The organism is Syntrophales bacterium (assembly GCA_023229765.1).
In the GTDB taxonomy this organism is placed as follows: domain Bacteria; phylum Desulfobacterota; class Syntrophia; order Syntrophales; family UBA5619; genus DYTH01.
On record JALNYO010000005.1, the window covers coordinates 58,694 to 82,708 of the forward strand.

Annotated in this window: 17 protein-coding genes and 1 tRNA gene; 11 read left to right on the top strand and 7 right to left on the bottom strand. The window is 52.4% G+C overall.

Annotated features, from left to right (window positions below; all coding sequences use genetic code 11):
- Positions 1-296: 296 nt before the first annotated feature.
- The 5 genes from M0P74_04455 to prmA form a co-directional block, all read right to left on the bottom strand.
- Entirely contained in the window at positions 297-2,945 is a 2,649-nt protein-coding gene (locus tag M0P74_04455) for a penicillin acylase family protein (protein ID MCK9362833.1), read from the bottom strand.
- Between the two features lie 743 nt (positions 2,946-3,688).
- Positions 3,689-3,764 (bottom strand) — tRNA-Phe (locus tag M0P74_04460).
- A 118-nt stretch (positions 3,765-3,882) separates the two neighbouring features.
- The gene (locus tag M0P74_04465) at positions 3,883-4,431 is read right to left on the bottom strand and encodes an RDD family protein (protein ID MCK9362834.1); all 549 of its coding nucleotides are present in this window, start codon (positions 4,429-4,431) and stop codon (positions 3,883-3,885) included.
- An 8-nt stretch (positions 4,432-4,439) separates the two neighbouring features.
- Positions 4,440-5,249 carry a 16S rRNA (uracil(1498)-N(3))-methyltransferase gene (locus M0P74_04470; GenBank protein ID MCK9362835.1) on the bottom strand — a complete coding sequence of 270 codons (810 nt, stop codon included), beginning with the start codon at positions 5,247-5,249 and terminating at the stop codon, positions 4,440-4,442.
- The gene (prmA, locus tag M0P74_04475; protein ID MCK9362836.1) at positions 5,246-6,202 is read right to left on the bottom strand and encodes a 50S ribosomal protein L11 methyltransferase; all 957 of its coding nucleotides are present in this window, start codon (positions 6,200-6,202) and stop codon (positions 5,246-5,248) included. Before prmA ends, M0P74_04470 begins: the two co-directional genes overlap by 4 nt.
- Before the next feature lie 344 nt (positions 6,203-6,546).
- Between prmA and ccsA the strand changes: the two genes are divergently transcribed.
- From ccsA to polA, 10 genes are all read left to right on the top strand, one after another.
- Positions 6,547-7,365, top strand: a complete 819-nt coding sequence (gene ccsA / locus M0P74_04480) for a cytochrome c biogenesis protein CcsA (GenBank protein ID MCK9362837.1) — start codon at positions 6,547-6,549, stop codon at positions 7,363-7,365.
- 4 nt (positions 7,366-7,369) lie between these two features.
- Entirely contained in the window at positions 7,370-8,635 is a 1,266-nt protein-coding gene (gene hemA / locus M0P74_04485) for a glutamyl-tRNA reductase (GenBank protein MCK9362838.1), read from the top strand.
- Between the two features lie 110 nt (positions 8,636-8,745).
- Positions 8,746-9,621 (top strand): hydroxymethylbilane synthase, encoded by an 876-nt coding sequence (gene hemC, locus M0P74_04490; GenBank protein MCK9362839.1) that lies wholly within the window; start codon positions 8,746-8,748, stop codon positions 9,619-9,621.
- Between the two features lie 44 nt (positions 9,622-9,665).
- Complete coding sequence (locus M0P74_04495) at positions 9,666-10,451, top strand: uroporphyrinogen-III synthase (protein MCK9362840.1); 786 nt, start codon at positions 9,666-9,668, stop codon at positions 10,449-10,451.
- 57 nt (positions 10,452-10,508) lie between these two features.
- Positions 10,509-10,691, top strand: coding sequence for a hypothetical protein (locus M0P74_04500; GenBank protein ID MCK9362841.1), 183 nt, complete (start codon positions 10,509-10,511; stop codon positions 10,689-10,691).
- A 542-nt stretch (positions 10,692-11,233) separates the two neighbouring features.
- On the top strand, positions 11,234-12,982 hold the full coding sequence (gene ilvB, locus M0P74_04505; GenBank protein MCK9362842.1) for a biosynthetic-type acetolactate synthase large subunit: 1,749 nt from the start codon (positions 11,234-11,236) through the stop codon (positions 12,980-12,982).
- 18 nt (positions 12,983-13,000) lie between these two features.
- Positions 13,001-13,489, top strand: a complete 489-nt coding sequence (ilvN, locus tag M0P74_04510) for an acetolactate synthase small subunit (GenBank protein MCK9362843.1) — start codon at positions 13,001-13,003, stop codon at positions 13,487-13,489.
- Positions 13,490-13,879: 390 nt separating this feature from the next.
- A complete protein-coding gene (gene hemB, locus M0P74_04515; protein ID MCK9362844.1) occupies positions 13,880-14,854 on the top strand; it encodes a porphobilinogen synthase in 975 nt (324 codons plus the stop codon).
- Positions 14,855-14,871: 17 nt separating this feature from the next.
- Positions 14,872-15,984, top strand: coding sequence for a heme b synthase (gene ahbD / locus M0P74_04520; protein MCK9362845.1), 1,113 nt, complete (start codon positions 14,872-14,874; stop codon positions 15,982-15,984).
- A gap of 104 nt (positions 15,985-16,088) precedes the next feature.
- On the top strand, positions 16,089-18,776 hold the full coding sequence (gene polA, locus M0P74_04525) for a DNA polymerase I (protein MCK9362846.1): 2,688 nt from the start codon (positions 16,089-16,091) through the stop codon (positions 18,774-18,776).
- A 99-nt stretch (positions 18,777-18,875) separates the two neighbouring features.
- Here polA and M0P74_04530 read toward each other — a convergent pair whose 3' ends face one another.
- Complete coding sequence (locus M0P74_04530) at positions 18,876-20,738, bottom strand: phosphoenolpyruvate carboxykinase (GTP) (protein MCK9362847.1); 1,863 nt, start codon at positions 20,736-20,738, stop codon at positions 18,876-18,878.
- A gap of 235 nt (positions 20,739-20,973) precedes the next feature.
- Positions 20,974-22,257, bottom strand: a complete 1,284-nt coding sequence (locus M0P74_04535; GenBank protein MCK9362848.1) for an MFS transporter — start codon at positions 22,255-22,257, stop codon at positions 20,974-20,976.
- 96 nt (positions 22,258-22,353) lie between these two features.
- Here M0P74_04535 and M0P74_04540 point away from each other — a divergent pair, with 96 nt between their 5' ends.
- Positions 22,354-23,994, top strand: coding sequence for a radical SAM protein (locus M0P74_04540; GenBank protein ID MCK9362849.1), 1,641 nt, complete (start codon positions 22,354-22,356; stop codon positions 23,992-23,994).
- Positions 23,995-24,015 lie beyond the last annotated feature (21 nt).

A 24,015-nucleotide genomic window follows, 5' to 3' on the forward strand; every position in this document is an offset into this window, starting at 1 on the left:
TTTATACAATTAAGAATAATCAAATAAATCCTCTTTCGTCAAGGGTTATTTGGGGAATGGCCAATCAGTCACACTTCCATTCCGTATTCAATGATCCGGCCTGATAAGCCAAACTGAACAGTAGTATTTGAACCTTAGATTATCAACCTCCGCTAGAGATTCTTATCCGCTCCAACGTCCTGAAGGCCAGTTGAGTATCGTCGGAAGGCAGGCCGGCGGACATGTTGCCGGCATGGCGATTTGGAGGATAATCGCGGATCCCGCCGAAACGCTGCCGGCGCTGGCCCGGCTGTTATTTACGGGTTCAGGAAGAGCTTGTGTTTCGCACCCGCTTCCACTTGCGGCCTGCTCCAGAGCATTGGGAGATACTGAACCCTTGCCCAGGAAAGGATCTGGTTGTCATAGCCAGGGCTGCCCGGATGGCCGCTGTTGCCCGTGGAATTGACGGCTACACTCTTATTGAAATCGCCTAGGTCAACGATCATACGCATGGAAGGGATCAGGCGCGCGCTGAAGTTAGCGTTACTGGCGTACCACATGTTGTTGTTAACGCACTCGGTGCTGCCGCCGGTGGGTACCGGACCCCGGTTGACCAGAGACTCGATCGGTCCGATACCACTTGCACCGAGCGGATTGCTTACGAAGGTTGCCTTGTGCAGCGCCCCCCACTTCCACTGGCTGCGATCCTTGCCTAGTGAGTCTACTGTTGCGGCGTAACCCTCCTGGAAAGAGCGGACCAGAACCTCGTCACGGGTCTCCCTCTTGTCTTTGGTGGTTGGGTCATCCCACCAGGGGTCATGCGGTTTCTGCATCAGCAGGGTGACTGCCCACAGTTCCTTGTCCACGCCGTCGGATTTGGTGATGCCCTCCAGTTTGGGCTGGAAGGTGTTTTTCATTAGACGCATGATAAACCCGTTGAAGAGCGCCGCATGGGGGCTATCTTCACCACTGAAGCGGTCCCACTTAAGCAACCAGTCGCGCGCATCCGACAGAGCAGGGTCGCCGAACTTGAGATTGGCGAGAGCCGGCAGTATCTCATCGGCCGGGATGCTCTTGCTATCTCCCTGAATGGTTTGGTAAGTGGCTACCGTATGCGGCGCGAACTGCTTCACCAACTCATCAATCCGCTGGCTGCGATAACCATAGACCCATTTGTTGAACTTGCTGCCGAAGTGGGCATTGACGTTCGGCCCGAGCTTCTTGTCCAGTTTAGCGAAATAATCCGGCGGGGCAACCTCCTGGTTGGCGGCCACGATGTAATTACGTGCCGGGTTGTAGAGACGCGGCATCAGATCGTAGGGTATGTAGCCCTTCCACTCGTATGCGTCGGTCCAGCCCGGTGTAGGCAGTTGGCCGGTATGGTTTTTGACGCGGACGGGTATTCTGCCCGGCATCTGGTAGCCGATGTTGCCCTGTCGATCGGCATAGATCACACTCTGCGAGGGGGTATCCCAGTATTGGAGCGCAGCGCGGAAATCGTTCCAGTTCTTTGCCTTGTTCAGGCCGATGACGGCCAAGGCGATAGTCCCCGGCTCCAGCGCCGTCCAGCGCAGGGCCAACGGGTCTTTGTTGTTGTAGCCCGACACCTCGCCACTTTTTGGATCGTAGGGATGGTCGTTGATGATGGGTCCCAGGTGAGTCTGTCTGATCTTGAGGGCGATAGATGGTTTGCCGTTGCCGAAGGAGATGGTTTCATCGCGGACGGCCATATCGCGCCACTGGCCGTTCCACTCGTATTGGAGCGGATTGGCCGGGTTAACCTTGATCTGGTACTGATCATTCACATCGGGATAGACGTTTGTGGTTCCCCATGCGATATCATTGTTGTGCCCGACCACCACGCCGGGGCTGGAGGCAAAGGAGAAGCCAGTGACGTCAAAGGGCCGGCCCGAGCCGTCGTCCGGACAATGCAGCGCAATCTGATACCAGATGGAGGGCTGCTGGATGCCCAGATGGGGATCATTGGCCAACAGCGGCTTGCCACCCTGCGTCAAGCCGCCGGTGGTCACCCAACTGTTGCTGCCGGTTCCCTCCGTCTGTCCCCTGATCAGCGAAAGGTCGGCTGCCGGTTCGACCATATTTGATGTTACAGAGAGGGGGGCGTGACGAACCAATCTCCGATCGGTTGAAGAGTCGTCTTTGCTCTGGTTGCCTGCGTATACCACATGGTTTGCGCCATGTTTGTCTGTATTCAAACTGGTTGTGAAAGTTTTTTTGATGTCTTCGTCCGACAAAATGGTGGATTTCCTGCCGAGCGGCCAAGCCGGAACTAGCCACTGCTCCGACATTTCCGCGCCGAGCCGATCGTAGAGTTTGCTGCGGACGAGTTCCAGGTCGCGGGAGAGGCCGAGATCCCAGGCCATAAGCTTGGAGAAGACCAGCGAATCAAGGGGCGTCCAAGGCTCCACCTTGAACGTAACGCCGGTCAGCCCGAGTATGGAGTAGTTAACCGAAAGCTGCCGGGGCCTGCGGTCGGAAATATAGGCATTGACCCCTTTGGCGAAGGCTTCCAGTATGGCGCGCTGGTCGGGCGCGTAGCTGCTGTACTCTTGTTCGGCTACCCTGTAAAGGCCCAGTGAGCGCAGGTAGATATCCGATTTGACTAGGGCGGCCTTCTTGCCGGTCAGTTCTTCGATGCGGCCGCCGCAGGTCTTTCGGAAGAACTCCATCTGCCACCAGCGGTCCTGGGCCTGAATGTAACCTTGCGCGAAGAACAGATCGATTATGTTCTTGGCGTAGATGTGCGGTATCCCGTAAGAATCGCGGATCACTTCCACGCGCTCCTTCAGCCCCTGCGCTTTCAATTCGCTGTCCACTTGCGGCAGAGGACTTCTGGTGATTGAGAAATAGTATGCATAGCCGCCGCCACAGATAAGGACGATCAGCACAAACAGAACGATCAGTATGATTTTAAAAGCTTTACCGGATTTTCCCCTTGCCATCATTTCTCCTCCTTAAAACGAACCGGATGATCGAATGGATACCATGCAACTTCGTTAATTCAAACGATTTAACGACTTCAATCACAAACCCACAACCTGGTGTAAAAGAAAAGCAATAAAATACCCCATTCTCTCTGGAGACACGGGGCCTATGATCAATGCCACCATATGCAACCTCATAGGGTAAATGGTACTGACGGTAAAGGTTATCTGGAATTTAGATATCAATCTCACATATTTTCCGGATTTGTCAAGATTTTCCGGGAAACAGCATCTGCATCTTTCGAATAAGCGTCATTCTGCAACTCCGCTGCAGAATGACGCTTATTCGAAGTCTTGCAGTTCAGTTTAATCAAGCCCGTCAACACTTTCAGGAAGCTGTTCGCAAATCACCGCACTCACCTTTTGGAAAGAACAGTAGGCTCTATTTCTGGTCGAAATCAAGCATTTTTTCAAGAACGACGTTTTGTTACGTATAGCAGGAAGTATGCAATAACCGGATGAACCGAAAAAATTACCCTCCATCGTTTCAAACCCTCTAAACTCCCTGGCACTGAAGGGCCGTTCTACGCGATAATTATATGGGTATCACGTGAGATTGACGTTAACAATGCTCCGTGTGTAAAATTTCATTTGATTCTTCACAAAGTTAGCCGGAAATAATTCCAAAAGCGGTAAAACAGCGGTAAAAATTAATGTCAAAGAAAAAGGGGCTGCGAAAAAACTTCGCAACCCCTTGATTCTTATGGTGGGCCAGGACAGAATTGAACTGTCGACACACGGATTTTCAGTCCGTTGCTCTACCGACTGAGCTACCGGCCCTCTTGATAAGCGCTTCTCTATATTGCGGCAGTCCTCTATAAAATCTGGACTTGTTTGTCAAGCCGTTTTTCGCGGCGCTTCGATGATTTTAAAATTAGCAAGCGGTGTATGTTTCATTTTAGTTGTCTTCATTGGTTGAAGAAGGTTCGGAAAGCGGGGGTTCCGAAAGGGAGGGGAGGGAAGGGGATGGCGTTGCTGTGGCTTTATCGACACAAACTACGATAGTCATGGCTATCTTATCATGCCAGCCCTGTTTCTTGCGGTCAAAGGCGATCCATAAAAAGCCAATCGAGAAAAACAGTCCCGAAATCAGATAGCCTGCCCAGCGCAGAAATGCTGTCCCGGTGGTTACTGGTTCGCCCGATGCGGCAATGACGCGGAGGCGAAAAAGCATTTTCCCCGGAGTTTGTCCGCTGATTCCGTGAAACCAGGTGAAGTAGGTCATGTCAATGAGGAGTGAAAGAAAAACACACAGAAACGAAAGTGCGCCTGCCCCGCGTGCTAACTCTTCAGGGGGAGACTGGAGGAGTTTCATGATGTCGCTTCCCAGGCCGACGGCAAAAAGGGCGATAAGTGAAACATTTAGCGAGATCGCATATACAATGGCCTTGTCGATCATAAATGCCAGAAGTCGTCTCCAGAAACCTGCGTAGTGGATATTTGTCATAATTAACCTCAAATGTATTTAAGCTCATACTGGATAACGGCAAGGGCGGCAAGCGAAGCCGTCTCGACCCGAAGCACCCGTTTTCCCAAACTTACGGAGATAAAGCCGGCGCGCCGCGCCAAGTCGATTTCCTCTACGCTGAATCCCCCTTCCGGGCCGATTGCAAGCATAATCTTCTTTATGGGGATGCTGTAGTCATTACTGGAGATTAATCGTTGTTTTGTAAAAACATCGCGGAGAGAAACCTCTGTCTCCTCTTCCCAAGGGATCAATCTCAATCCGTCCGGCGAAAGAGTCGAAAGCATGTTGTTAAACGTCATAATATCAGTTACTTCAGGAATATCGGCCCGACCCGATTGGCGACAGGCCTCGACGGCTATCTTTCGCCACCGCTCCAGCTTATGAACACTAATCTTCTCTTTATGGTCATTAATTTTTGCGCGTCGTGAAGATTTAGACGAATCAAGGCGCGGTATGGAGCGGGCGGATAGAAAAGGGATAATCCGATTTGCCCCCAATTCCGTTGCATGGCGGATTATTCCCTCCATTTTCTCGGCTTTTGGGATCGCCTGACACAGGGTTACCGCAATATCAGAAACGGGAAGCTCCCGTTTTTCCAGTATCTCCAGTTCAACGCCGTCTTCTGTGTAACTTTTGATGACGGTTTCGTACTCGGCGCCAGCTCCATTGAAAACAGTCAAACGACTGCCTTCCTTCATTCTCAAGACAGAGCCGAGGTAGTGCGCTTGATCGGAGGTAGTCCGGCAAACGTCTCCCCGCTGGAGAAAGATGGGAAGATAGAGGCGGGTGGCGGTCATGCGTGAGGATTTCCTTTCCTCAGCGTAAAACACAGCCATTCCTTCTCCGTGAGGAGTTGGTGAACGGGGAAGGCGGCAGCGGGGAAATGCTCCTCTATATCCTTTTTGTCCTGCTCGATAATTCCCGAAATAACCAGATATCCATTCTGATTAAGCAGGCGCTGCAGGTGCGGGCGGAGCTTGATCAGCGTCTTTGCCGTTATGTTGGCGACGATCAGTTCAAATGTTTCCTCAAGGGCAGCGATCTCGCAGTGCCGTACCTCGACATGCTTTTCCACATTATTGATCATTACGTTTTCGATGGCGATTTCTACGGCCTTTTTGTCGGTGTCCACGCACAGCACATTCGCTTCATTAAGTTTTGCGGCGGCGATGCCGAGGATGCCCGTTCCCGTTCCGACGTCGAGAACCCGCCATTTATCGATCGACCTTTCGTGCAGCAGGATATTTTCGAGCGCCTCGAGACACATCCGTGTGGAGGGATGCTGCCCGGTTCCGAAGGCCATTCCCGGGTCTATATCGATGACAACATCCCCGCCCGCCGGCGAATATCTCTCCCATGTCGGCTTGATGACGATATTCTTGGTTACTCTAAGCGGTTTGAAGTATTTTTTCCATGCTTCGCCCCAGTCCGGATCATGGATGGTTTCTGTTTTCATTGTCGGTTTTTCCAGCTCCGGGAAGATCTCGGCCAGACTGTCCATGTAAGTCTGTAAAGACGCAACACGTTGCTGGAGACGAATATCGCAGGGTAAAAACACCTTTAAAATCTCGGGAGAAGCTGATTCAGGCAAGCCGTTTTGTGGTTGTGCCTCGTATTCCTGAAATGCCCCTTCAGCGCCAATTTCCGCAACAAAGTTGTTCAGGGCATCGATCATTTCCAGCGGCGAGTAAATCTCTATTTTCAGCCAGTCCGCCTTGTTGGCCGCCGAGTTTTCATGTTTTTTAGGCATGACGCTTGTACCCCTTTCGTATAAATAAGTTAAAATTAAATCAGCGGCTGTTGACGGTTTTGTAAAATGTTGCCAACGCCTAACGCGGATGCATCTATAACTTTTTGATAAATATATTTCAAGTTTATTGAATTTTGACAATATTTGTGATAGTCCCGCTGCGTACTTGGAGTTAGCTGAAAAAAAGTTTCTTGCCGCAGGATATGATTCAGAACGTTGCTCGCGAGCTATTTGAATCGGTTTTTATATTTAGAAACTCTTGATTAATATCCGTGCCGGACGCGGGAAGGGAAAGGTGAACTCAAACGCAGACTGAGCGGAGTAGAGATGGAGGTAAGAGATAGATGACGGAAACAGTGCTTTTCAAGGCGGCTCTGGCCGCATATCTGGCCTCTGCCTTCGTTTATGGGGGGTCTCTTCTGAAAAGAAGGGTTCTGACCGCGCGTTTCGGCGCGGGCCTGATGCTTGTCGCCTTGGGCATCCATACCTTTTATTATCTTTTTCGCTGGATTGGGGAGGCGGACATTCCCTCGGTTGATGTTTACGATACCCTCTCCTTCTTTGCCTGGGCAATGGCTGCTTCTTATCTTGCAATGCAGTTGAGAACCAAAACCCGCGTGCTGGGGGCATTCGTCGCGCCGGTCATCTCGGTCCTCATGATTGTTGCTTCCATCGATCTGGGGGGAAGCGTCGTCGGTTCGTCAGCCCTGAAAGGAACCCTGGTGATCATCCACGTGATGCTCTCTGTTGCCGGCGAAGCCCTGTTCGCAGTTGCGTCGCTCGCAGGCATTATGTATCTGATCCAGGATCGCCTCCTCAGAAAGAAACGGGACAGAAGCCTGATTCATCTTTTTCCATCACTCCACGATCTCGACCGGATCAATTATATTTGCCTCTTCTGGGGTTTTTCGCTGCTGACTCTGGGAATTCTGGCAGGTTCCTTCTGGGCGCGCATTGCCTGGGGAAGTCACTGGCAGTGGGACCCCAAACAGGTGTGGACGCTTCTTGCCTGGGGCTTTTACGCCTTTTTGCTTCATCAGAGGCTGGCCATTGGCTGGCAGGGACGCAAGGCTGCCCGCTGGTCGCTTGTGGTGTTTTTCGCTTTGTTATTGATGTTCGTTCTGGAAAGTTTTCTTTTCCGTTCGGCGCATACCTTTATGTGAACCTATGAAACTTATCCTTGTCGGCATGAATTATAAAACAGCGCCCGTCGAGCTCCGCGAACGACTCCAGAACTACTGCTCGGATCAGGACGTCGCCCTTCCAGATTTAATGATGAACCCCGAGATAAAAGAGGCGATCTGCCTTGCAACCTGCAACCGGATTGAGGTGATCGCCCGTCTCGGCGATACGGCGCGGGGCGAGGATTTTCTGAAGAATTTCATGTGCAGACAGGGAAATTTTGATATCAAGGAAACGGAAAAATATCTTTACATTTACAGGGATATCGATGCAGTGCTGCACCTCTTTCGGGTTGCATCCAGCCTTGATTCAATGGTTATGGGGGAGCCGCAGATACTTGGGCAGATAAAGGATGCCTATCGGATGGCCGTTGATCGCCATGCCACCGGCGTTCTGCTCAACCGCCTTACCCACCATGCCTTTCAGGTGGCAAAGAGGGTAAGAAGCGAGACGGAAATTGCCGGCAATGCCGTCTCGGTAAGTTATGCCGCCGTGGAACTGGCGAAAAAGATATTTGGCAGCCTCAAGGGAAAGTCGGCGCTGCTGATAGGCGCAGGCGAGATGTCGGAACTTGCCGCCCGCCACCTCATTCGTCAAGGCGTCGGCAACATCTTCATCGCTAACAGAACTATCGCGAGGGCGCAGCAAATGGCGGAGGAATTTCATGGCGTCGCCGTTTCTTTTGATGAATTCCCCTCGTTTCTGCCGGAGGTGGATATCGTTATCGCTTCAACCGGCGCCCCGGGCTATATCCTCACCGCCCCGATGGTTGCCGCTGCATTAAAGAAGCATAAACATAAGCAGCATATGCTGTTTTTGATAGATATCGCCGTTCCGAGGGACATAGAGCCCGAAGTAGGAGAACTTGATAACGTTTATTTGTACAATATAGACCATCTTCAGGATGTCGTTGATGCGAACAGGGCAATGCGCAGGGGAGAAGCCCTGCGGGCGGAGGAACTCATTGCCGAAGAGGTGGCGGGATTTGAAAAATGGTTTAATTCGCTGGCCGCCGTGCCGGCGATCGTGAGACTGCGTGAAAAGACGGACAGTATCGTGCAGGGAGAGCTGGACAGATTTTCTGCGTGGCTTGGAGGACTTAAGGAAGAGGACCGCGCCCATGTCGAATGGCTGGTATCCTCGGTTGTTAATAAGATACTCCACGACCCTATAACCGTCTTGAAGGAGGAAAGCAGTGAAGGGGAAGAGCTGCCCGATATGGCGGCTATTCGCCGACTTTTCAAGCTTTGACGCTTGTTTAAATTTATCTAACTTTGCAGTTAAAGGTTCAGGAGGCCGTTATTTTAAACAAATTCATCATTGGAACGAGAGGCAGCGCCCTGGCGCTTACCCAGTCAGGAATGATCGCCGATCTCATCCGGGGGAGGCATCCTGGCCTTGAGGTCGAGCTTCAGATAATTCGGACCAAGGGGGACATCATGCAGAACGTTGCCCTGTCCGTGATTGGCGGCAAAGGGGTCTTTATCAAGGAGATCGAAGAGGCTCTGCTCAGGAACGATGTCGATCTGGCCGTCCACAGCATGAAGGACGTCCCGGCAGAACTCCCGGACAAACTGGAAATTGCCGTAACGCCTCTGAGGGAGGATCCCCGCGACGTTCTGATCTCGAAAGGAGGCCGTAAGCTTGAAGAAATGCCTCCGGGTGCGAAAATAGGGACCGGTTCGCTTAGGCGCGAGCTGCAATTGAAAAACCGTTTCCCCGGTTTTGAGATTGTGCCGATGCGGGGCAACCTCGATACGAGAATAAGGAAGCTGGACACGGAAAATTTGAGCGGCGTTATCCTTGCCGCGGCGGGGATCGCGAGGATGGGATGGAGTTCCCGCGTTTCTCAATTTATTCCGGTGGATATGTTGCTGCCTGCCGTAGGGCAGGGGGTGCTGGGGTTGGAAACGAGACGGGGTGATGACCGCAGCCTGAGTGTTATTGAATTTTTGAATGATCCCGTCACTTTTGTAGAAGTAGGAGCGGAACGGGCATTTCTGGAGCGACTCGGCGGCGGTTGCCAGCTTCCTATTGCCGGGTTCGCGAAAAAAACCGGTGAAAAGATCGTCATTGAGGGCATGGTGGGGAGTCTCGACGGGAAGGTCGTGATCCGCGAGCGCGCCGAGGGGGAAGCCGGCGATTACCGAGAGCTCGGCAGTGGGTTAGCGGAAACCATCCTGCTGCGGGGAGGGGACGTGCTGCTTGCTGAAATTAATCAGGAAAACTTATCTTAAACTGATGCCCGGCTCATTTATCTGGGCAAACAGCGGGGAATCCGATGAACGGGATTGAGACAAAACCTCTGTCTGGCAGAGGAGTCGTTATCACCAGGCCGGAGAAGCAGTCGGGAGAGCTGACGAGATTGCTTTCAACCCAGGGGGCGAGGGTGATAAATTTTCCGGTCATCCAAATAGCGCCGCCCGCAGACTGGTCTATGCTGGATAGGGCGATTGAGAAGCTGGAATCTTATCGCTGGATTATTTTTACCAGCGCCAACGGGGTGGTTTTTTTCTTTGGGCGTCTGAGAGAGCAGGGGAAAGACATCCGGGAGCTCAAGGGCGTAAAGATCGCCGCTATCGGCCCGGCGACGGCAGCGGCAATCGAGGCTTTGGGAATAAAAGTCGATCTGATGCCGGATGAATTCGTTTCGGAGGGGGTGGTTAAAGCCTTTGCCGGGCGTGATTTGCAGGGATGCAGTGTTCTGCTGCCCCGCGCTCAGGAGGCGCGCGATGTTATCCCCGCAGGACTTGCCAAGCTGGGCGCAACCGTCGAGGTGGCAACTGTGTATCGAACGATTAGCACGGACAGGGATCCATCTGAACTGATTCGCCTTTTTGAGGATGGTGAAATTTCCGCCCTTATCTTTACAAGCGGTTCTACCGTTGTCAATTTTATGAAGATCATGGGAGTGGATTTTCATCTTCCGTCCCAGGTTAAGGTGGCGACTATCGGCCCGGTAACGGAGGCGGCGGCGGAAAAGGCTGGTTTACCCGTCCATATCCGTCAAAAGCGCGCCACTGTCCCGGAACTGGTTGACGCACTTACAGCCGCCTTTGCAGGCTGAGAGACAAAATTATTTTTTCCAACGAGCATAGTCATTTATTTTAATAGGGGAATATGAATGAAAGAAGCCTTGCCTCAGATAATTTTTATCGCGGCGCTTGTGTTTAATTTCATTACTTCGCTGATTGACAGCAACCGTAATTCCCGGGCAAGTTTCATTGCTACGGTTATTTTGCTGGCTCTAACTTATTGGGGAGGATTTTATGCGCCTCTCATTGATTTGCTGACTGCCCATCCTTAGTGCCTGTCCACAAATAACCTGAACATCTTGCATCTCATCTTTGGGCTATCTTTGGCTGTGGCTCAATCACAAAATCCTCAACGTAGCGCTGCTACGTCTGCGGTTTTGTTCAATCGCCGCAACCAAATCCAACCCAAATCTGAGCGCAATCTTGCCCAGGTTATTTGTTGACAGGCCCTTAGTTGCCAAAAAACACGCAGATAAATAATTCTTGACAAAAGAAACAGACTGTTGCTATAGGCATGGCAACATTACAGGGAGAGTATGATGTTAAACATAACGGCAGCAACCATTATTATCAGCATAATTATTATCGGGGAGGTCCCGGCTGGATAGTGGTTTGTTGTTTTGCATTTAAACCGTTGCCAGCCGAAAAGGTTGGCAACGGTTTTTTTTTGTGCGCTGGGCAGGGCGCGTCAAATCGGGAAAATCCTCAAAAAACCCCATGCCCGAAGCGGGCACAACGAATGATGAAAATCCCCCCTTGCCCCCCTTTGGCAAAGGGGGGATGGGGGGATTTTCATACAAACAGGAGGTCGAAAGTGAAGGTATCAGGAGCGCAAATTCTGTTCAAGGCATTAGAAATGGAGAAGGTTGAAGTAATCTTTGGCTATCCGGGGGGAGCGGTTATCGGCATCTATGACGAATTGTTCCGCCAAAAGGTACGGCACATCCTGGTACGGCACGAACAAGGCGCTATTCACGCCGCCGACGGTTACGCGCGGGCTTCAGGAAAGGTCGGCGTCTGTCTGGTGACTTCCGGTCCCGGCGCTACCAATACGGTTACCGGAATCGCCAACGCGCATAGCGATTCCATCCCTGTTGTTATCTTGACGGGGCAGGTGCCAACCGCCCTGATCGGCAGCGACGCTTTTCAAGAGGTTGATATAATGGGGATTACTCGCCCCTGCACCAAGCATAACTTTCTTGTGCGCGATGTCGCCGAACTGGGAAAGGTGGTGCGGGAGGCGTTTCATATTGCCCGTTCGGGCAGACCTGGCCCCGTGCTGGTTGATCTTCCCAAGGATGTCATGCAGGCGGAGATGGAAGAAGAGGATGTCTGTTTTCAGAGCGGCTACCTGTATGCCGAAGAGACGCTCGATGCCTCTGCAATAGACAAGGCCGCGGCAATGATCGCCGCCGCTCAGAATCCCCTTGTCTTTGCCGGGGGCGGGGTTTCAATGGGCAAGGCGTCCGGCGAGTTGCGGGAATTGGCAAGAATGATTGGCGCTCCGGTTGCTTCAACACTGATGGGGTTGGGCGCGTTTCCCGCATCAGATCCGCTTTGGCTGGGAATGGCGGGGATGCACGGGACCTATGCCGCAAATATGGCTTTTACCAATTGCGATCTTGTTATCGGAGTTGGCGTGCGTTTTGATGACCGGGTAACTTCCAATGTTGAAGCCTTTGCGCCCCGTGCCCAGATCATTCACATTGATATTGATCCCGTTTCCATTGATAAAATTGTCAGGACGAATCTCGCTATCGTTGCCGACGCAAAACAGGCGCTTTCTGCCCTTGTTGCCAGACTGAAAGAAAGAAATTATGTCCAGCCCGGCGCCATTAAGGATTGGCAGGAACAGGCTATGACCTGGAAAAGAGAACGCCCGCTGGGTTACAAGAACAATGGCGATGTCATCAAACCGCAGTTTGTTGTGGAAAAACTCTATGAGTTATCCCAAGGCAAAGCCGTCATCGCCACGGAAGTGGGGCAGAATCAGATGTGGGCGGCGCAGTTTTTTCAGTACAACGACCCGAACTGCTTCCTTACCTCGGGAGGATTGGGAACGATGGGCTTCGGCCTCCCTGCCGCCATCGGCGCGCAGGTGGCATGCCCGGACAGCCTGGTGATTGATGTCGCCGGCGATGGCAGCATCCAGATGAATATCCAGGAGCTGGGCACGGCGGTGCAGAATAAACTGCCGGTTAAGATAGCGATTCTTAACAATAGTTTCCTGGGGATGGTCCGCCAGTGGCAGGAGAAGTTCTATCAGAAACGCTATTCCCAGACTGTCCTCGATAACAATCCCGATTTTTTGAAAATTGCCGAGGCCTATGGCGCCAAGGGGCTGCGGGCGCGAACAGTGGCAGAGGTTGAAGATGTGATCAAAGAGGCCTTTGCCACGGAAGGGGTAGTAGTAATGGATTTTATCGTTGACAGGGAAGAGGGCGTTTATCCGTTGGTAAAGCCGGGGGCGCCGCTTACCGAAATGGATTTTGGCCCGATGGAGATAAAAGGAGCGGCAGTTGCCGAAAATGGGGATGACCCGTTTGCGCGTTCATTTAATTAAAGAAAGGATGTTAAAGCCATGGAAGTGCGAGAAAACGTAATATCTATTCTGGTCAACAACAAACCCGATGTCCTCGCAAGGATCTCGGGAACGCTCAGCGGCAGAGGGTTCAACATTGAAAGCATCTCCGCCAATGTTACGATGGACCCTGCGAGGACAAGAATCATCATCACCACAATCGGGGACAACGCGACGCTCACAAGGATACTCAAACAGATTGCCCGGCTGGTTGACATCATTGATGTAGCCGATTTGACGGGACGCAAAGCCGTCCGGCGCGAGCTGTTTCTGGTCAGGCTAAACTGGTCAAAGGAGGGAGAGAGAAAAAAGATTGAGGCGCTCGCGAAGGAAAAAAACTGGAAAATTCTCAGCGCTGACGAGCACAGATGCGTACTTGAAATTACCGGGGAAAACGGGGTTCTGCTGAAAGAGATAATGGCGCTCAAACAATTCGGGATGGAAGACTTTACCCGGACAGGCGTGGTGGCGATTGAATATGGTTTGTAGTGGAAAATGAATAGGCATGTCGATGGCGTTTGCGTTTGGCGCCGGGGGTATTACGGGTTTACGGGTGTGCGACAAATTTATGGGTAGAGCGGTTTTTCACCCCTCTTTAGCAAAGAGGGGTTGGGGGATATTTGCTGGAGAATAAATATCCCCTTGCTTTTATTATGAATCCCCCCTGCCCCCCTTTTCCAAAGGGGGGATAAGTTTCTGCAAGCATATGATACCCACATTTTTGTCGCAGACCCCGGGTTTACATTGGGATTGCAATCCGTCCCGATAGCTGATAAGTTCGGCCCGGTTTTAGGGATACGATACGGCTTGCTTTCTCACCGATGAAAAGATAACGAAGCAGAACGGGCGATACAGTTCTTTAATGAAGGGAGAATTACGATGCAATTTCCAGAATACCGACCGCGACGGCTTAGAAAAAACGACACTCTCCGACGGATGGTGCGGGAGACGCGCCTGTCGGTGGATAATCTCATCTACCCGCTTTTTGTTGTTCCCGGGAAAAAGGTGAAAAAACCGATCCCGTCGATGCCGGGGAATTTCCAGATGTCGGTGGACAACATCGTCAAGGAGGCGACAAGGCTGAAAGAGCTGGGGATTCCCGCGGTGATACTATTTGGGATACCTGATAAAAAGGACGACATTGCCTCACAGGCGCTGATCGACGGCGGGGTGGTCCAGATGGCGAGCCAGGAAATCAAGGCAAAGGTGCCAGATATCATTGTTATAACAGACGTCTGCGTTTGCGAATACACGAGCCACGGCCATTGCGGCATCATCGAAAAAGGGGAAGTGCACAACGACATGACGCTGGAGGTGCTCTCCGAAATGGCCGTTTCCCATGCAAAAGCCGGGGCCGACATGGTTGCCCCGTCGGCGATGATGGACGGGCAGGTGGGCGCGATCCGGGAGGGTCTTGATGAAGCAGGTTTTGAGTCCATCCCGATTATGGGTTATTCGGCCAAATTCGCCTCCTGTTTTTACGGTCCGTTCCGGGAGGCGGCCGAAAGTGCCCCCGCCTTCGGGGATCGCCGGGGCTACCAGATGGACCCGGCAAACGGGGACGAGGCGATTCGCGAAATCACCCTTGATGTAGAGGAAGGCGCTGACATAATTATGGTTAAGCCGGCTCTGCCCTATCTCGATCTGATCCGCCGGGCGAAAGAGGAATTCGATCTTCCCCTTGCCGCCTATAACGTAAGCGGCGAGTTTGCGATGATCAAGGCCGCGGCCAGTATGGGGTGGCTCGATGGCGAGCGGGCGATGATGGAATCCCTGACAGCAATCAAACGGGCCGGGGCTGATATGATAATCACCTATTTTGCCCCCGAAGCGGCGGTGATTTTAGGAAAATAAGAAGGAAGGTTTAGAAATTGGATTCACTTCATCACACTACGGAAAAAGATTCCTCGCTGATTCTGCCCAATACCTTGAGAATGGTTGCTTGGGAGATCACCCGCAGTTGCAACCTTTCCTGCAAACACTGCCGCGCTTCGGCAATGCAGGGTCCTTACCCCGGAGAACTAAGCACCGAAAAAGCGATGCAGGTGCTTGACGAGATTGCCGCCGTCGGCAAGCCGGTCATTATCCTTACTGGCGGAGAGCCGCTTTTGCGCAAAGATGTGTATGAACTTGCCGCTTACGGCGATTCCCAAGGGCTGCGGATGGTGCTTGCGACCAACGGCACGCTGATGAGCGATGAAATTGTTCATAAATTGATCGATTCCGGGATAAAACGGGTAAGCGTCAGCATCGATGGCCCCGATCCTGAAAGTCACGATCAATTCCGGGGTGTTCCGGGGGCGTTTGCCGGGACGATGCAGGGCATTGCGGCGATGAAGCGGGCCGGACTGGAGTTCCAGATCAATACGACGATCACAAAGGGCAACCTCTCCCAGATTCAAAGCCTGCATGATCTTGCCCATAGCGTCGGCGCAGTGGCCCACCACATCTTTCTGCTTGTGCCGACGGGACGGGGCAAGGAGATGGCCGATCAGGAGATCAAGCCCTTGCAATATGAAGAGACGCTGGACTGGTTTTTCGATACGGGCCTGACCTGCAGCATGCAATTGAAGGCTACCTGCGCCCCCCATTACTATCGGATCTTCCACCAGAGGCAAAAGGAGCTCAAAAACGCAACAGGGGAAATGGCCACGCAGCGCACTAAAGACGTCCGGACGCTGCACTCGATGACCCGCGGCTGCATGGGGGGAAGTTCCTTCTGTTTTATTTCCCATACCGGTCAGGTTCAGCCGTGCGGATACCTCGAGCTTGACTGCGGTCAGTTAAAGGAGAACAGCTTTGTCGATATCTGGGGGAAATCACCAATTTTCAATGATTTGAGGGATTTAGGCCGCTACAAAGGCAAATGCGGCCGCTGTGAATTTTTGAAGGTATGCGGCGGGTGCCGGGCGCGCGCCTACGAGGAGACCGGCGATTATCTCGCCGCCGAGCCTTATTGCATCTACGAGCCAAAGCGGGGTTGAACGCCGCTGAGTTTTCCGAAGCTTACAGTTTAAAACATTTAATTCTGCTATCAACGAAACTATCCGCAACCACGCGGTTTCCGGGGGGGCTTGCTGTTCATAAAATGGTGGAAATAGAAAAACAAAAAACCCGTCCCCGCTTTGTCATCGTGGACGGCAGCAATTACCTTTTTCGCGCCTTCTACGCAATCCGTGAACTCTCCAACTCCAAGGGTTTTCCGACCAACGCAATTTACGGCTTTACCAATATGCTGATGAAGCTGCTCCGGGAGCTTGATCCTGACTACATCGCGATCGCCTTCGACGTAAAGGGGCCGACTTTTCGCCATGAAGCCTATGAAGGGTATAAGGCAACGCGGCGGGCTACTCCGGACGCCCTGATCCCGCAGATTCCCGTTGTCAAGGATGTCATTCGCTCTTTTTCCATCCCGATCATCGAAAAGCAGGGACTGGAGGCCGATGACATAATCGGCACCGTTGCCGTGCTTGCGGCAGGGCAGGGGATGGAGGTGATTATCGCCTCCGGCGACAAGGATATGATGCAGCTTGTTTCACCAGACATTGTCATGTTTGATGCGATGAAGGATAAAACCTACGACATTGCGGCGGTAAAGGAGCGCTTCGGCGTTGAGCCTGCGCAGGTTGCAGATGTTCTGGGGGTGATGGGAGATACCTCCGACAACATCCCCGGGGTTCCAGGCATCGGGCCGAAGGGAGCAGCGCGGCTGATCGAACAGTTTGGCAGTGTTGCGGAGATCATTGCTGCCCCGGAACGCATTCATAATGAAAAAACGCGAAAGGCGATGCTGCAATACGCAGCTCAGGCGACTATGAGTCGCGATCTTGCGCTGATCAGGACCGACGCAAAATTCGACTTCGATATCGCTCAGTGCCGCCGCAATGAGCCTGATCGCGACCGGCTGAGGGATTACTTTCGGGAGTTCGAGTTCTCATCACTTTTGAATGAACTTAAACTTCACGAGGGGAAAAAGGCTGTAAAATACAGAGTTTGCGATAGTCGCGAGGATATCTCCGCTCTTACAGAGATGCTTAGTGAGGTTAAAGAATTTTCCTTTGAGCTTTTGCTTTCTTCAGTGGAGGCGATGAGGGCCTCTGTGATGGGAATGGCCGTTTCTTCCAGCAGGGGGGAAGGGTTCTACATTCCCCTAGCCAGCGATGATGGAGCTCCTTTGCTTTTTGCTGAGGATGTTTTTTCCGGACTGGCCCCTTTTCTTGCTAATCCTTCTCTACTCAAGCATGGCCACGACCTGAAAACGGCGCTTATTGTGCTGGCCCGCTCCGGCGTTTTTATGAAAGGTCTCGGCTGTGACACGATGGTTGCCTCTTATCTGGTGAATCAGGCGCGACACGGATTCGAACTTGCCGACGTAGTTTTTGAAAATCTTGGCAGTCAGGTTCCCTCGCAAAAAGATCTTTTGGGGAGCGGCGCGAAGGCTGCTTCGTTTTCCTCCGTTCCGGTGGAAAAGGCGGCGGCCTATGCGGTAGAACGCGCGGATGTTTTATTGCCGCTTGTTGAAGACTTGTATGCAAAGCTTGACTACATGGGGATGAAGGGGCTCCTGGAGGACGTGGAGATGCCGCTTGTCCGTGTTCTTTCAGCAATGGAGAGCCGCGGGGTTCTTCTTGACGCCAGCCTTTTGCGAGAGATGTCTGGCGAAATAGCGCAACTGCTCCAGCTTTCGGAGGAGAAAATCCATATCCTGGCCGGGGAAGCTTTCAACATCAACTCCCCTAAGCAGTTGCAGCATATCCTTTTCGACAAACTGGGGCTTCCCCACGGACGCAAGACCAAGGAGGGGTACTCCACCGATGTCGATGTGCTGAGCTATCTGGCCCTCAGTCACGAGCTGCCCGCGGAGATAATCTCCTACCGCGGGATGATGAAGCTCAAATCAACCTATATCGATGCGCTGCCCGCGCTTGTGAATCCCCGAACGGGGAGGGTGCATACGACCTACAACCAGACGGCGACGGCGACAGGAAGGCTCTCCAGCAGCAACCCCAATCTGCAGAACATTCCAATCCGAACCACGGAAGGGAAAAGAATCCGGCAGGCCTTCATTGCCCCGCTCGGATGGGAGATCGTTTCGGCTGACTACTCGCAGATCGAGTTGCGGGTACTTGCCCATCTCTCCGGCGATGCGGCGCTGCGGGACGCCTTTGCCTCCGGCGAGGACATTCACAGCCGTACCGCGGCCGACATTTTCGGGGTCTTTCCGGAAATGGTCAGCCCCGACATGCGCCGGCAGGCGAAGGTGATCAACTTCGGGGTGCTCTACGGGATGAGCGCCTTTGGGCTTGCCAAGGAACTGGGCGTGTCTCAGAAACTGGCCCAGGCTTACATAGACAGCTATTTTCAGAGATACAGCGGGGTTCGCTCGTATCTTGACGGCATCCTGGACGGGGCGATGCGCGACGGCTATGTGACGACGCTTCTTCAGAGAAGGCGCTATCTGCCGGAGATTGCCAGCCCCCATGCCCAGATTCGTCAGTTTGCCGAGCGGACGGCAATCAACGCGCCGATTCAGGGAACCGCGGCGGATCTGATCAAGATTGCGATGGTGAAAATCCACCAACGCCTTCAGGAAGAAAAATTCTCTGCGGTGATGATCATGCAGGTGCACGACGAGCTGGTCTTCGAGGCGCCTGTTGCCGAACGCGAAGCGCTGGCGGAGCTGGTGCGCAAGGAGATGGAAGGCGCGATGGAACTATCCGTGCCCTTGAAGGTGGAGATCGCCGCCGGGAAAAACTGGGACGAGGCGCATACATAATTATTTCAATATAGTTTAATATATTGTCATAACTTCGTTTTTAACGATAAGTCGAAAATTTATGTTAGCCCGAAAATGACCGGCTGTCGGTGTTTCAGACTATCCCTTATAATCACCTGGTTTGATGTTATCTCCATATTTCGCCTGTGCAGCCGCGATCTTCTTTTTTGCCTCCTCCCAGTAGGTGAAAATATCTCCAGGCGTGCCGGGGTCGATTTTTTTGAAGAAAGCCGCGGTGCGATTCAGTTTTTCGATCCAGTTGGCGCAGCGGAAGGTGAAAAGATAGATGTAATCATTTTCCGAGAAATCCTCATTCAGGAGTTCCCGGAATAGCTTCTGCAGATCCTTGTAAAGCGGAATTTTTCCGGTCGGGGTATCCCAGGCCTCGTATTCTCCGTGGATTCGCCCCTCGGCCCAGTGGAGCCAAACCTTTTTGGCAAGTTTACTGGTTACGAATTTTCCGTTCGGGTCTCTCATGAAATAGTTGGTGCTGAAAATTCGCGGTTGCTGTTTGATGCCTTTGATAAAATTGATGTTATTGGTTGTGTATTCGCCGACCGGGTAGGAGACAAAATCCAGATTAGCCATCGGCGATGGGGAACGGACGCCTTCCTTGCCGAGCGTGGCGCTGGTCGTTTCCGACTCCAGTGTGCAGGCCTTCAACAGGATCCCGTCTTTCCAGGACGGCGATTCTTCAACCGGCACGGTTGTGTCGCTGTCGCGTCCGCCGTAGAGAATGCCCTGAACCTTTACCCCTTCCTTGTTTTCGAACCCCTCTTTATCGAAATTTTGCAGATAGTCGAGGCGGATCGTGTAGCGGCCGTTGGAATGGGCCAGCGGAATCTCGTTGCCCTTGGCATCCTTGTTCCCCTTCTTCCAAAAACCGCTGTGATTGCTGCCGCTGTCCGGAGTTTCCATCCCGCAGCCCAGCCAGTAGGGTTTATTGTCGGGGCCGATCAGAATATTGGAGAAGATTGTTTCCTGGTCTTTCATCAGGTTGGCGAAGATGACCGGGTCGTCGCTGGTGTTTACATCCTGGATTATGCCGAATATCCCCTGTTCCATGTTGACGCCGCGGAATTCGCCATTGATATTGCGAAAATAGGCAATGTCGTCGCCGACGATCTTTTCGCCGGGGATCATCGCGGTCGAGGTCTTGCCGCACGCGGAGGGGTAAGCGCCGGCAAAATAGGTTTTACGGTCTTTATCGCCGTTGAGGATCGACATCAGAAACATGTGTTCGCAGAGCCAGCCTTCTTTCCCGGATTTGTTTATCGCCAGCCTCATCGAATGCTTTTTCAGACCGATTGAATTCCCGGCGTACTGATTGTTCATCGAATAGACGATATTGTTCTGGGTATCCATGTAGATACGTCTTTTATCGACATTTACCGTGCAGCCCCTCTCGTCGAGCTGCCCCGCGGAGTGGACAAAACCGAAGAAATCGTTCTTATCCGCTTCTTTCATATGGGAAAAATGGTTGTAACCGGGGCGGTAGAGGATGGTTTCGGAATGGGCTACGTAAAAAGAATCGGTTATCTGGATGCAGGGGACGCTGAAGACGCTCTCCGCCGGGCCCTCGCAGAAGAACTGAACAAGCGCGTCCTTGCCTGCCATGATGTTTTTTGAGATTTCCATGATCTCTTTGTGGCCTTCGTCGAAGGAGAGCGAGTTTAGAGCCTTCATCCGCTCCATGTTTTCGGGGCGCACCAGGTAGCGGGTGTTTACCTTGTCGCGGCCCTGATCGTTATAGCCATCCCAGTGAATTGTCTGGTTTTTCAGGTAGATGTTTTTTTCTTCGCCCTTCTTTATCGAAGTTTCGCGGATAAAAATCCGGTCTGCCTCGCCGTCGTCGCAGACGTAAAGGGACTTCGGATTGCAGTGTTCAGCGAATTCTCCTATGAAAGCCATTACCTTCTCATTGTTTAGGGCTTTTAGCTTTCCGAAGCTTTTTTCGCTCATAATATTTTTCAACAAATCTTCATACTTTGGCATGTCCGCTCCTTTTTGTTTAATTTTTAACCGCTTCCGCTGATCCAAAAGAGCAAAAACGGGACTGCCTGTTTGCCGACGACAAACAGTCTGTTTCGTTATTTAGGATGGATAACTTGCAGCACTCTAATATTTTTTGGCAATCTGTCAAGTTTTTTCAGTGCTGTCGTAATTTAATTAAACATAACGAGGCGGTACAAGGCCTTCACCCGTCAGGATGCTGTTTTGGCAGCTTTTTCTCTTTTGTCATCAGATAGATCAGTCCCGCCAATAACTGACAGAAGAAACAAAAATAGAGGGAAACGCTAAAAGCCGCCTGGCTGAAAGAGGCGGTTGGGTAGATTATTTGCATAATGAATCCGATCATCTGGAGGAAAAAGGCTGGCCCGGTCATCGTGAAAAAATTTATGCCGGTCAGGGCGGCGCCCGTCATCGTGGCGGGAAAAAGCTCCTTAATCTGGGTGTACATCAGTTGCCCGCTGGCGGTGAAGAAGCCGAAGAAGAAGAAAATAAGTCCGGTCGCAGCCGCAGGGGCGCCAGTGCGCACCTGGCTGAGCAGCAGGGTTGTGGCCGCCAGCAGGAAAAGCCCTGAAACAACGAGCCATTTGCGGGTGTGCAACAAGCGGTCGGAAATGATTCCCCAAAAAGGGAGCCCAGCCAGGGTGCCGATGTTCATAGCGAGGATGATGTTTCCTGACTGGAAGGTGCTGTATTTCAAAACTACAAGCAGAAGGGGTCCTGCCCAAAGGGCTTGAAGCGCGGCAAAGGTTCCGTAGCGGATAAAGGAGCCGATCGAGATAAACCAGTAGTCTTTGGAGCGTAGAAGATGTAAGACGCTGGAAAAGGGAGAGGGAGCATCCGGTGAGGAGTTAGCCCCGTGGACATTGCTGCCGGCAGGCGGCTTATCCTGAAGAATCACATATAGGGCGATTGTCAAAAGGGCGTTGAAAGCGGCGATTGCCATAAAGCTTTGTCTCCACCCATAGCTTTCCGCCATCATGGCCAGCGGGGTTGCGGACATCATGTTGCCGAGCGTTCCTGTGGCGGTCAGTATCCCCGCAAGCGAGGCAAAAATCAGCGGCGGGAACCAGTCAGAAAGCAGTTTCAGGCTCCCCATAAAGGCGCAGGACATGCCGATGCCGAGCAGAATACGCCCCGCAAGGGCGGACATAAGACCCTGCGATAAGGAAAAGACAATTGCGCCGATGACGCCGATGACGGAAAAAAACGTCATGAGTTTTCGTGGTCCTGTCTTGTCGATAAGCAGCATGATCGGTATCTGCGTCAGGGCAAAGGCATAGAAAAAAGCCGCCGAGATCAGGCCTATCTCGTTGCTGTCCAGCGATAAATCAGCGATAAGCGAGGGGGCGAGAACGGCGTTGGATGTCCGGTAAAGTTGTGAAAGGAAAAAGTTCAGCGCTCCGACGGCAAAAATAAACCAGCGGCGGAGTTGTAGAGGCTCACTAAACGAGAGGGATGAATCATTCATGGCGGCGCGCCGTCAAAAGAGGCAAAATTAAATATTCCATCATAGCGAAGTTCCGATAAGGTAAAGAAGACTGGAAGTCAAGAAAATATAATGATTATGACTAAAAAAGAAGGTAATTTAAAGGCGATTCTGCTGGTTTATCCGCCGCTGGCGAAGGCGTCCGAACCTCCGGGCGGACCGGCGCGCCTTGTCGGGGCGCTGGGCCGCAGCGGCATATCCTGTCGGGTATGGGATGCAAACATCGAGGGGCAGACAGCCCTGCTGAAGGCGACAGCCAGCGAAGAAAGCAGCTCCAATAAGTCATGGATATTGAAGGGGCTGGCTGGTAAGGATGAAAATATCGGTGCAGTCAATTTTTTGCCAGGCGACGCCAAAAAAGGAGATAACAATAAGGTCTGGCTAAGACGGGCGGCTCGCCATGTAAAGGAAAATATCGAATTTCTGCGGTCAGCAGGGGGCTATCTTAATAGTGATCGTTACCGTAGGGCTGTTCTGGATCTCAATTGCCTGCTTGCCGCCGCAGGCAGGCCGTTCGGTGTGCGGATGACTCTTGCCGATTACCAGGACGAGCGGCTTTCGCCAGTCAGGAGCGCCGATCTTCTCCAAGCGGCGAAAGAACCGCAGCGAAACCCCTTTTATGAGTGGTTCAGTAACCGACTGCCGCTAATACTTATGGAAAGGGATTTTGCTTATGCGGGTTTTTCACTTAATTATCTCAGTCAGGCGCTGACAACCTTCTCAATGATCGGGTTTTTGCGTCGGAAATATCCGCAGATTCGGATAGTTGTCGGCGGCGGATTGATAACCTCCTGGATGCGGCGCCCCAACTGGATCAACCCTTTTGCCGGAGTGATTGACGATTTGGTTGCCGGACCCGGGGAGGTTCCGCTGCTGTCCATGCTCGGTGGCGCAACTACCGGCAATTTCTCACTGCCCGATTTCGACGATTTTCCCCTGGCCGATTATTTCGCGCCCGGTTTTGTCCTTCCCTACAGCGCCTCCGGCGGCTGCTGGTGGCGGCGCTGTACGTTTTGTCCCGAGGTTGCCGAGGGCAATCCCTATCTGCCGATTTCTCCACCGCGGGTAATCGCAGATCTTGCCGCCCTTGTTGAAAAGACGAAGCCGCGGCTGATCCATATGCTCGATAACGCGCTTGGCCCCACTCTGCTCGACGCATTCATTGCTAAAGCGCCCGGAGCTCCGTGGTACGGGTTCGCCAGGGTTGACGCCCGCCTCGCTGATGTCGATTTTTGCCGGAGCTTGCGCAATTCCGGGTGCGTCATGCTGAAACTGGGAATAGAGTCCGGAGATCCATTTGTGCTGGAGGCGCTCCACAAGGGGATCGAACTGCCGGTTGTCGCCGCGGCTCTCAGGAACCTCCATAAGGTAGGGATTGCCGCGTACGTCTATCTCCTTTTTGGAACACCCGCGGAAAACCGTGAAGCGGCGGGAAAAACCCTTTCCTTTGTCGAGGAGCATGCCGCTGAAATAACATTTCTGAATCTTGCTATTTTCAACCTTCCCGCTAATGCGCCGGAGGCGGCGATGTACGCCCCTGGTGAGTTCTACGAGGGAGGCCTTTCGCTGTACCGTTCCTTTGAACACCCGGAAGGCTGGAATAGGCGGGAGGTAAGACGCTTTTTAGATGGTGAATTTAAAAGAAATCCGTCTGTTGCAAAGATTGTCCGACGGGACCCACCTTTTTTTACATCCAACCATGCCCCGTTTTTTACATGAGAGCCAATTGCAAAACCATTT

Excerpts from the sequence above, each read along its gene's own strand:
- M0P74_04455 (MCK9362833.1), bottom strand. The coding sequence starts at position 2,945 with ATGATGGCAAGGGGAAAATCCGGTAAAGCTTTTAAAATCATACTGATC.
- M0P74_04465 (MCK9362834.1), bottom strand. The coding sequence starts at position 4,431 with ATGACAAATATCCACTACGCAGGTTTCTGGAGACGACTTCTGGCATTT.
- M0P74_04470 (MCK9362835.1), bottom strand. The coding sequence starts at position 5,249 with ATGACCGCCACCCGCCTCTATCTTCCCATCTTTCTCCAGCGGGGAGAC.
- prmA (MCK9362836.1), bottom strand. The coding sequence starts at position 6,202 with ATGCCTAAAAAACATGAAAACTCGGCGGCCAACAAGGCGGACTGGCTG.
- ccsA (MCK9362837.1), top strand. The coding sequence starts at position 6,547 with ATGACGGAAACAGTGCTTTTCAAGGCGGCTCTGGCCGCATATCTGGCC.
- hemA (MCK9362838.1), top strand. The coding sequence starts at position 7,370 with ATGAAACTTATCCTTGTCGGCATGAATTATAAAACAGCGCCCGTCGAG.
- hemC (MCK9362839.1), top strand. The coding sequence starts at position 8,746 with ATGATCGCCGATCTCATCCGGGGGAGGCATCCTGGCCTTGAGGTCGAG.
- M0P74_04495 (MCK9362840.1), top strand. The coding sequence starts at position 9,666 with ATGAACGGGATTGAGACAAAACCTCTGTCTGGCAGAGGAGTCGTTATC.
- M0P74_04500 (MCK9362841.1), top strand. The coding sequence starts at position 10,509 with ATGAAAGAAGCCTTGCCTCAGATAATTTTTATCGCGGCGCTTGTGTTT.
- ilvN (MCK9362843.1), top strand. The coding sequence starts at position 13,001 with ATGGAAGTGCGAGAAAACGTAATATCTATTCTGGTCAACAACAAACCC.
- hemB (MCK9362844.1), top strand. The coding sequence starts at position 13,880 with ATGCAATTTCCAGAATACCGACCGCGACGGCTTAGAAAAAACGACACT.
- polA (MCK9362846.1), top strand. The coding sequence starts at position 16,089 with ATGGTGGAAATAGAAAAACAAAAAACCCGTCCCCGCTTTGTCATCGTG.
- M0P74_04530 (MCK9362847.1), bottom strand. The coding sequence starts at position 20,738 with ATGAGCGAAAAAAGCTTCGGAAAGCTAAAAGCCCTAAACAATGAGAAG.
- M0P74_04535 (MCK9362848.1), bottom strand. The coding sequence starts at position 22,257 with ATGAATGATTCATCCCTCTCGTTTAGTGAGCCTCTACAACTCCGCCGC.
- M0P74_04540 (MCK9362849.1), top strand. The coding sequence starts at position 22,354 with ATGACTAAAAAAGAAGGTAATTTAAAGGCGATTCTGCTGGTTTATCCG.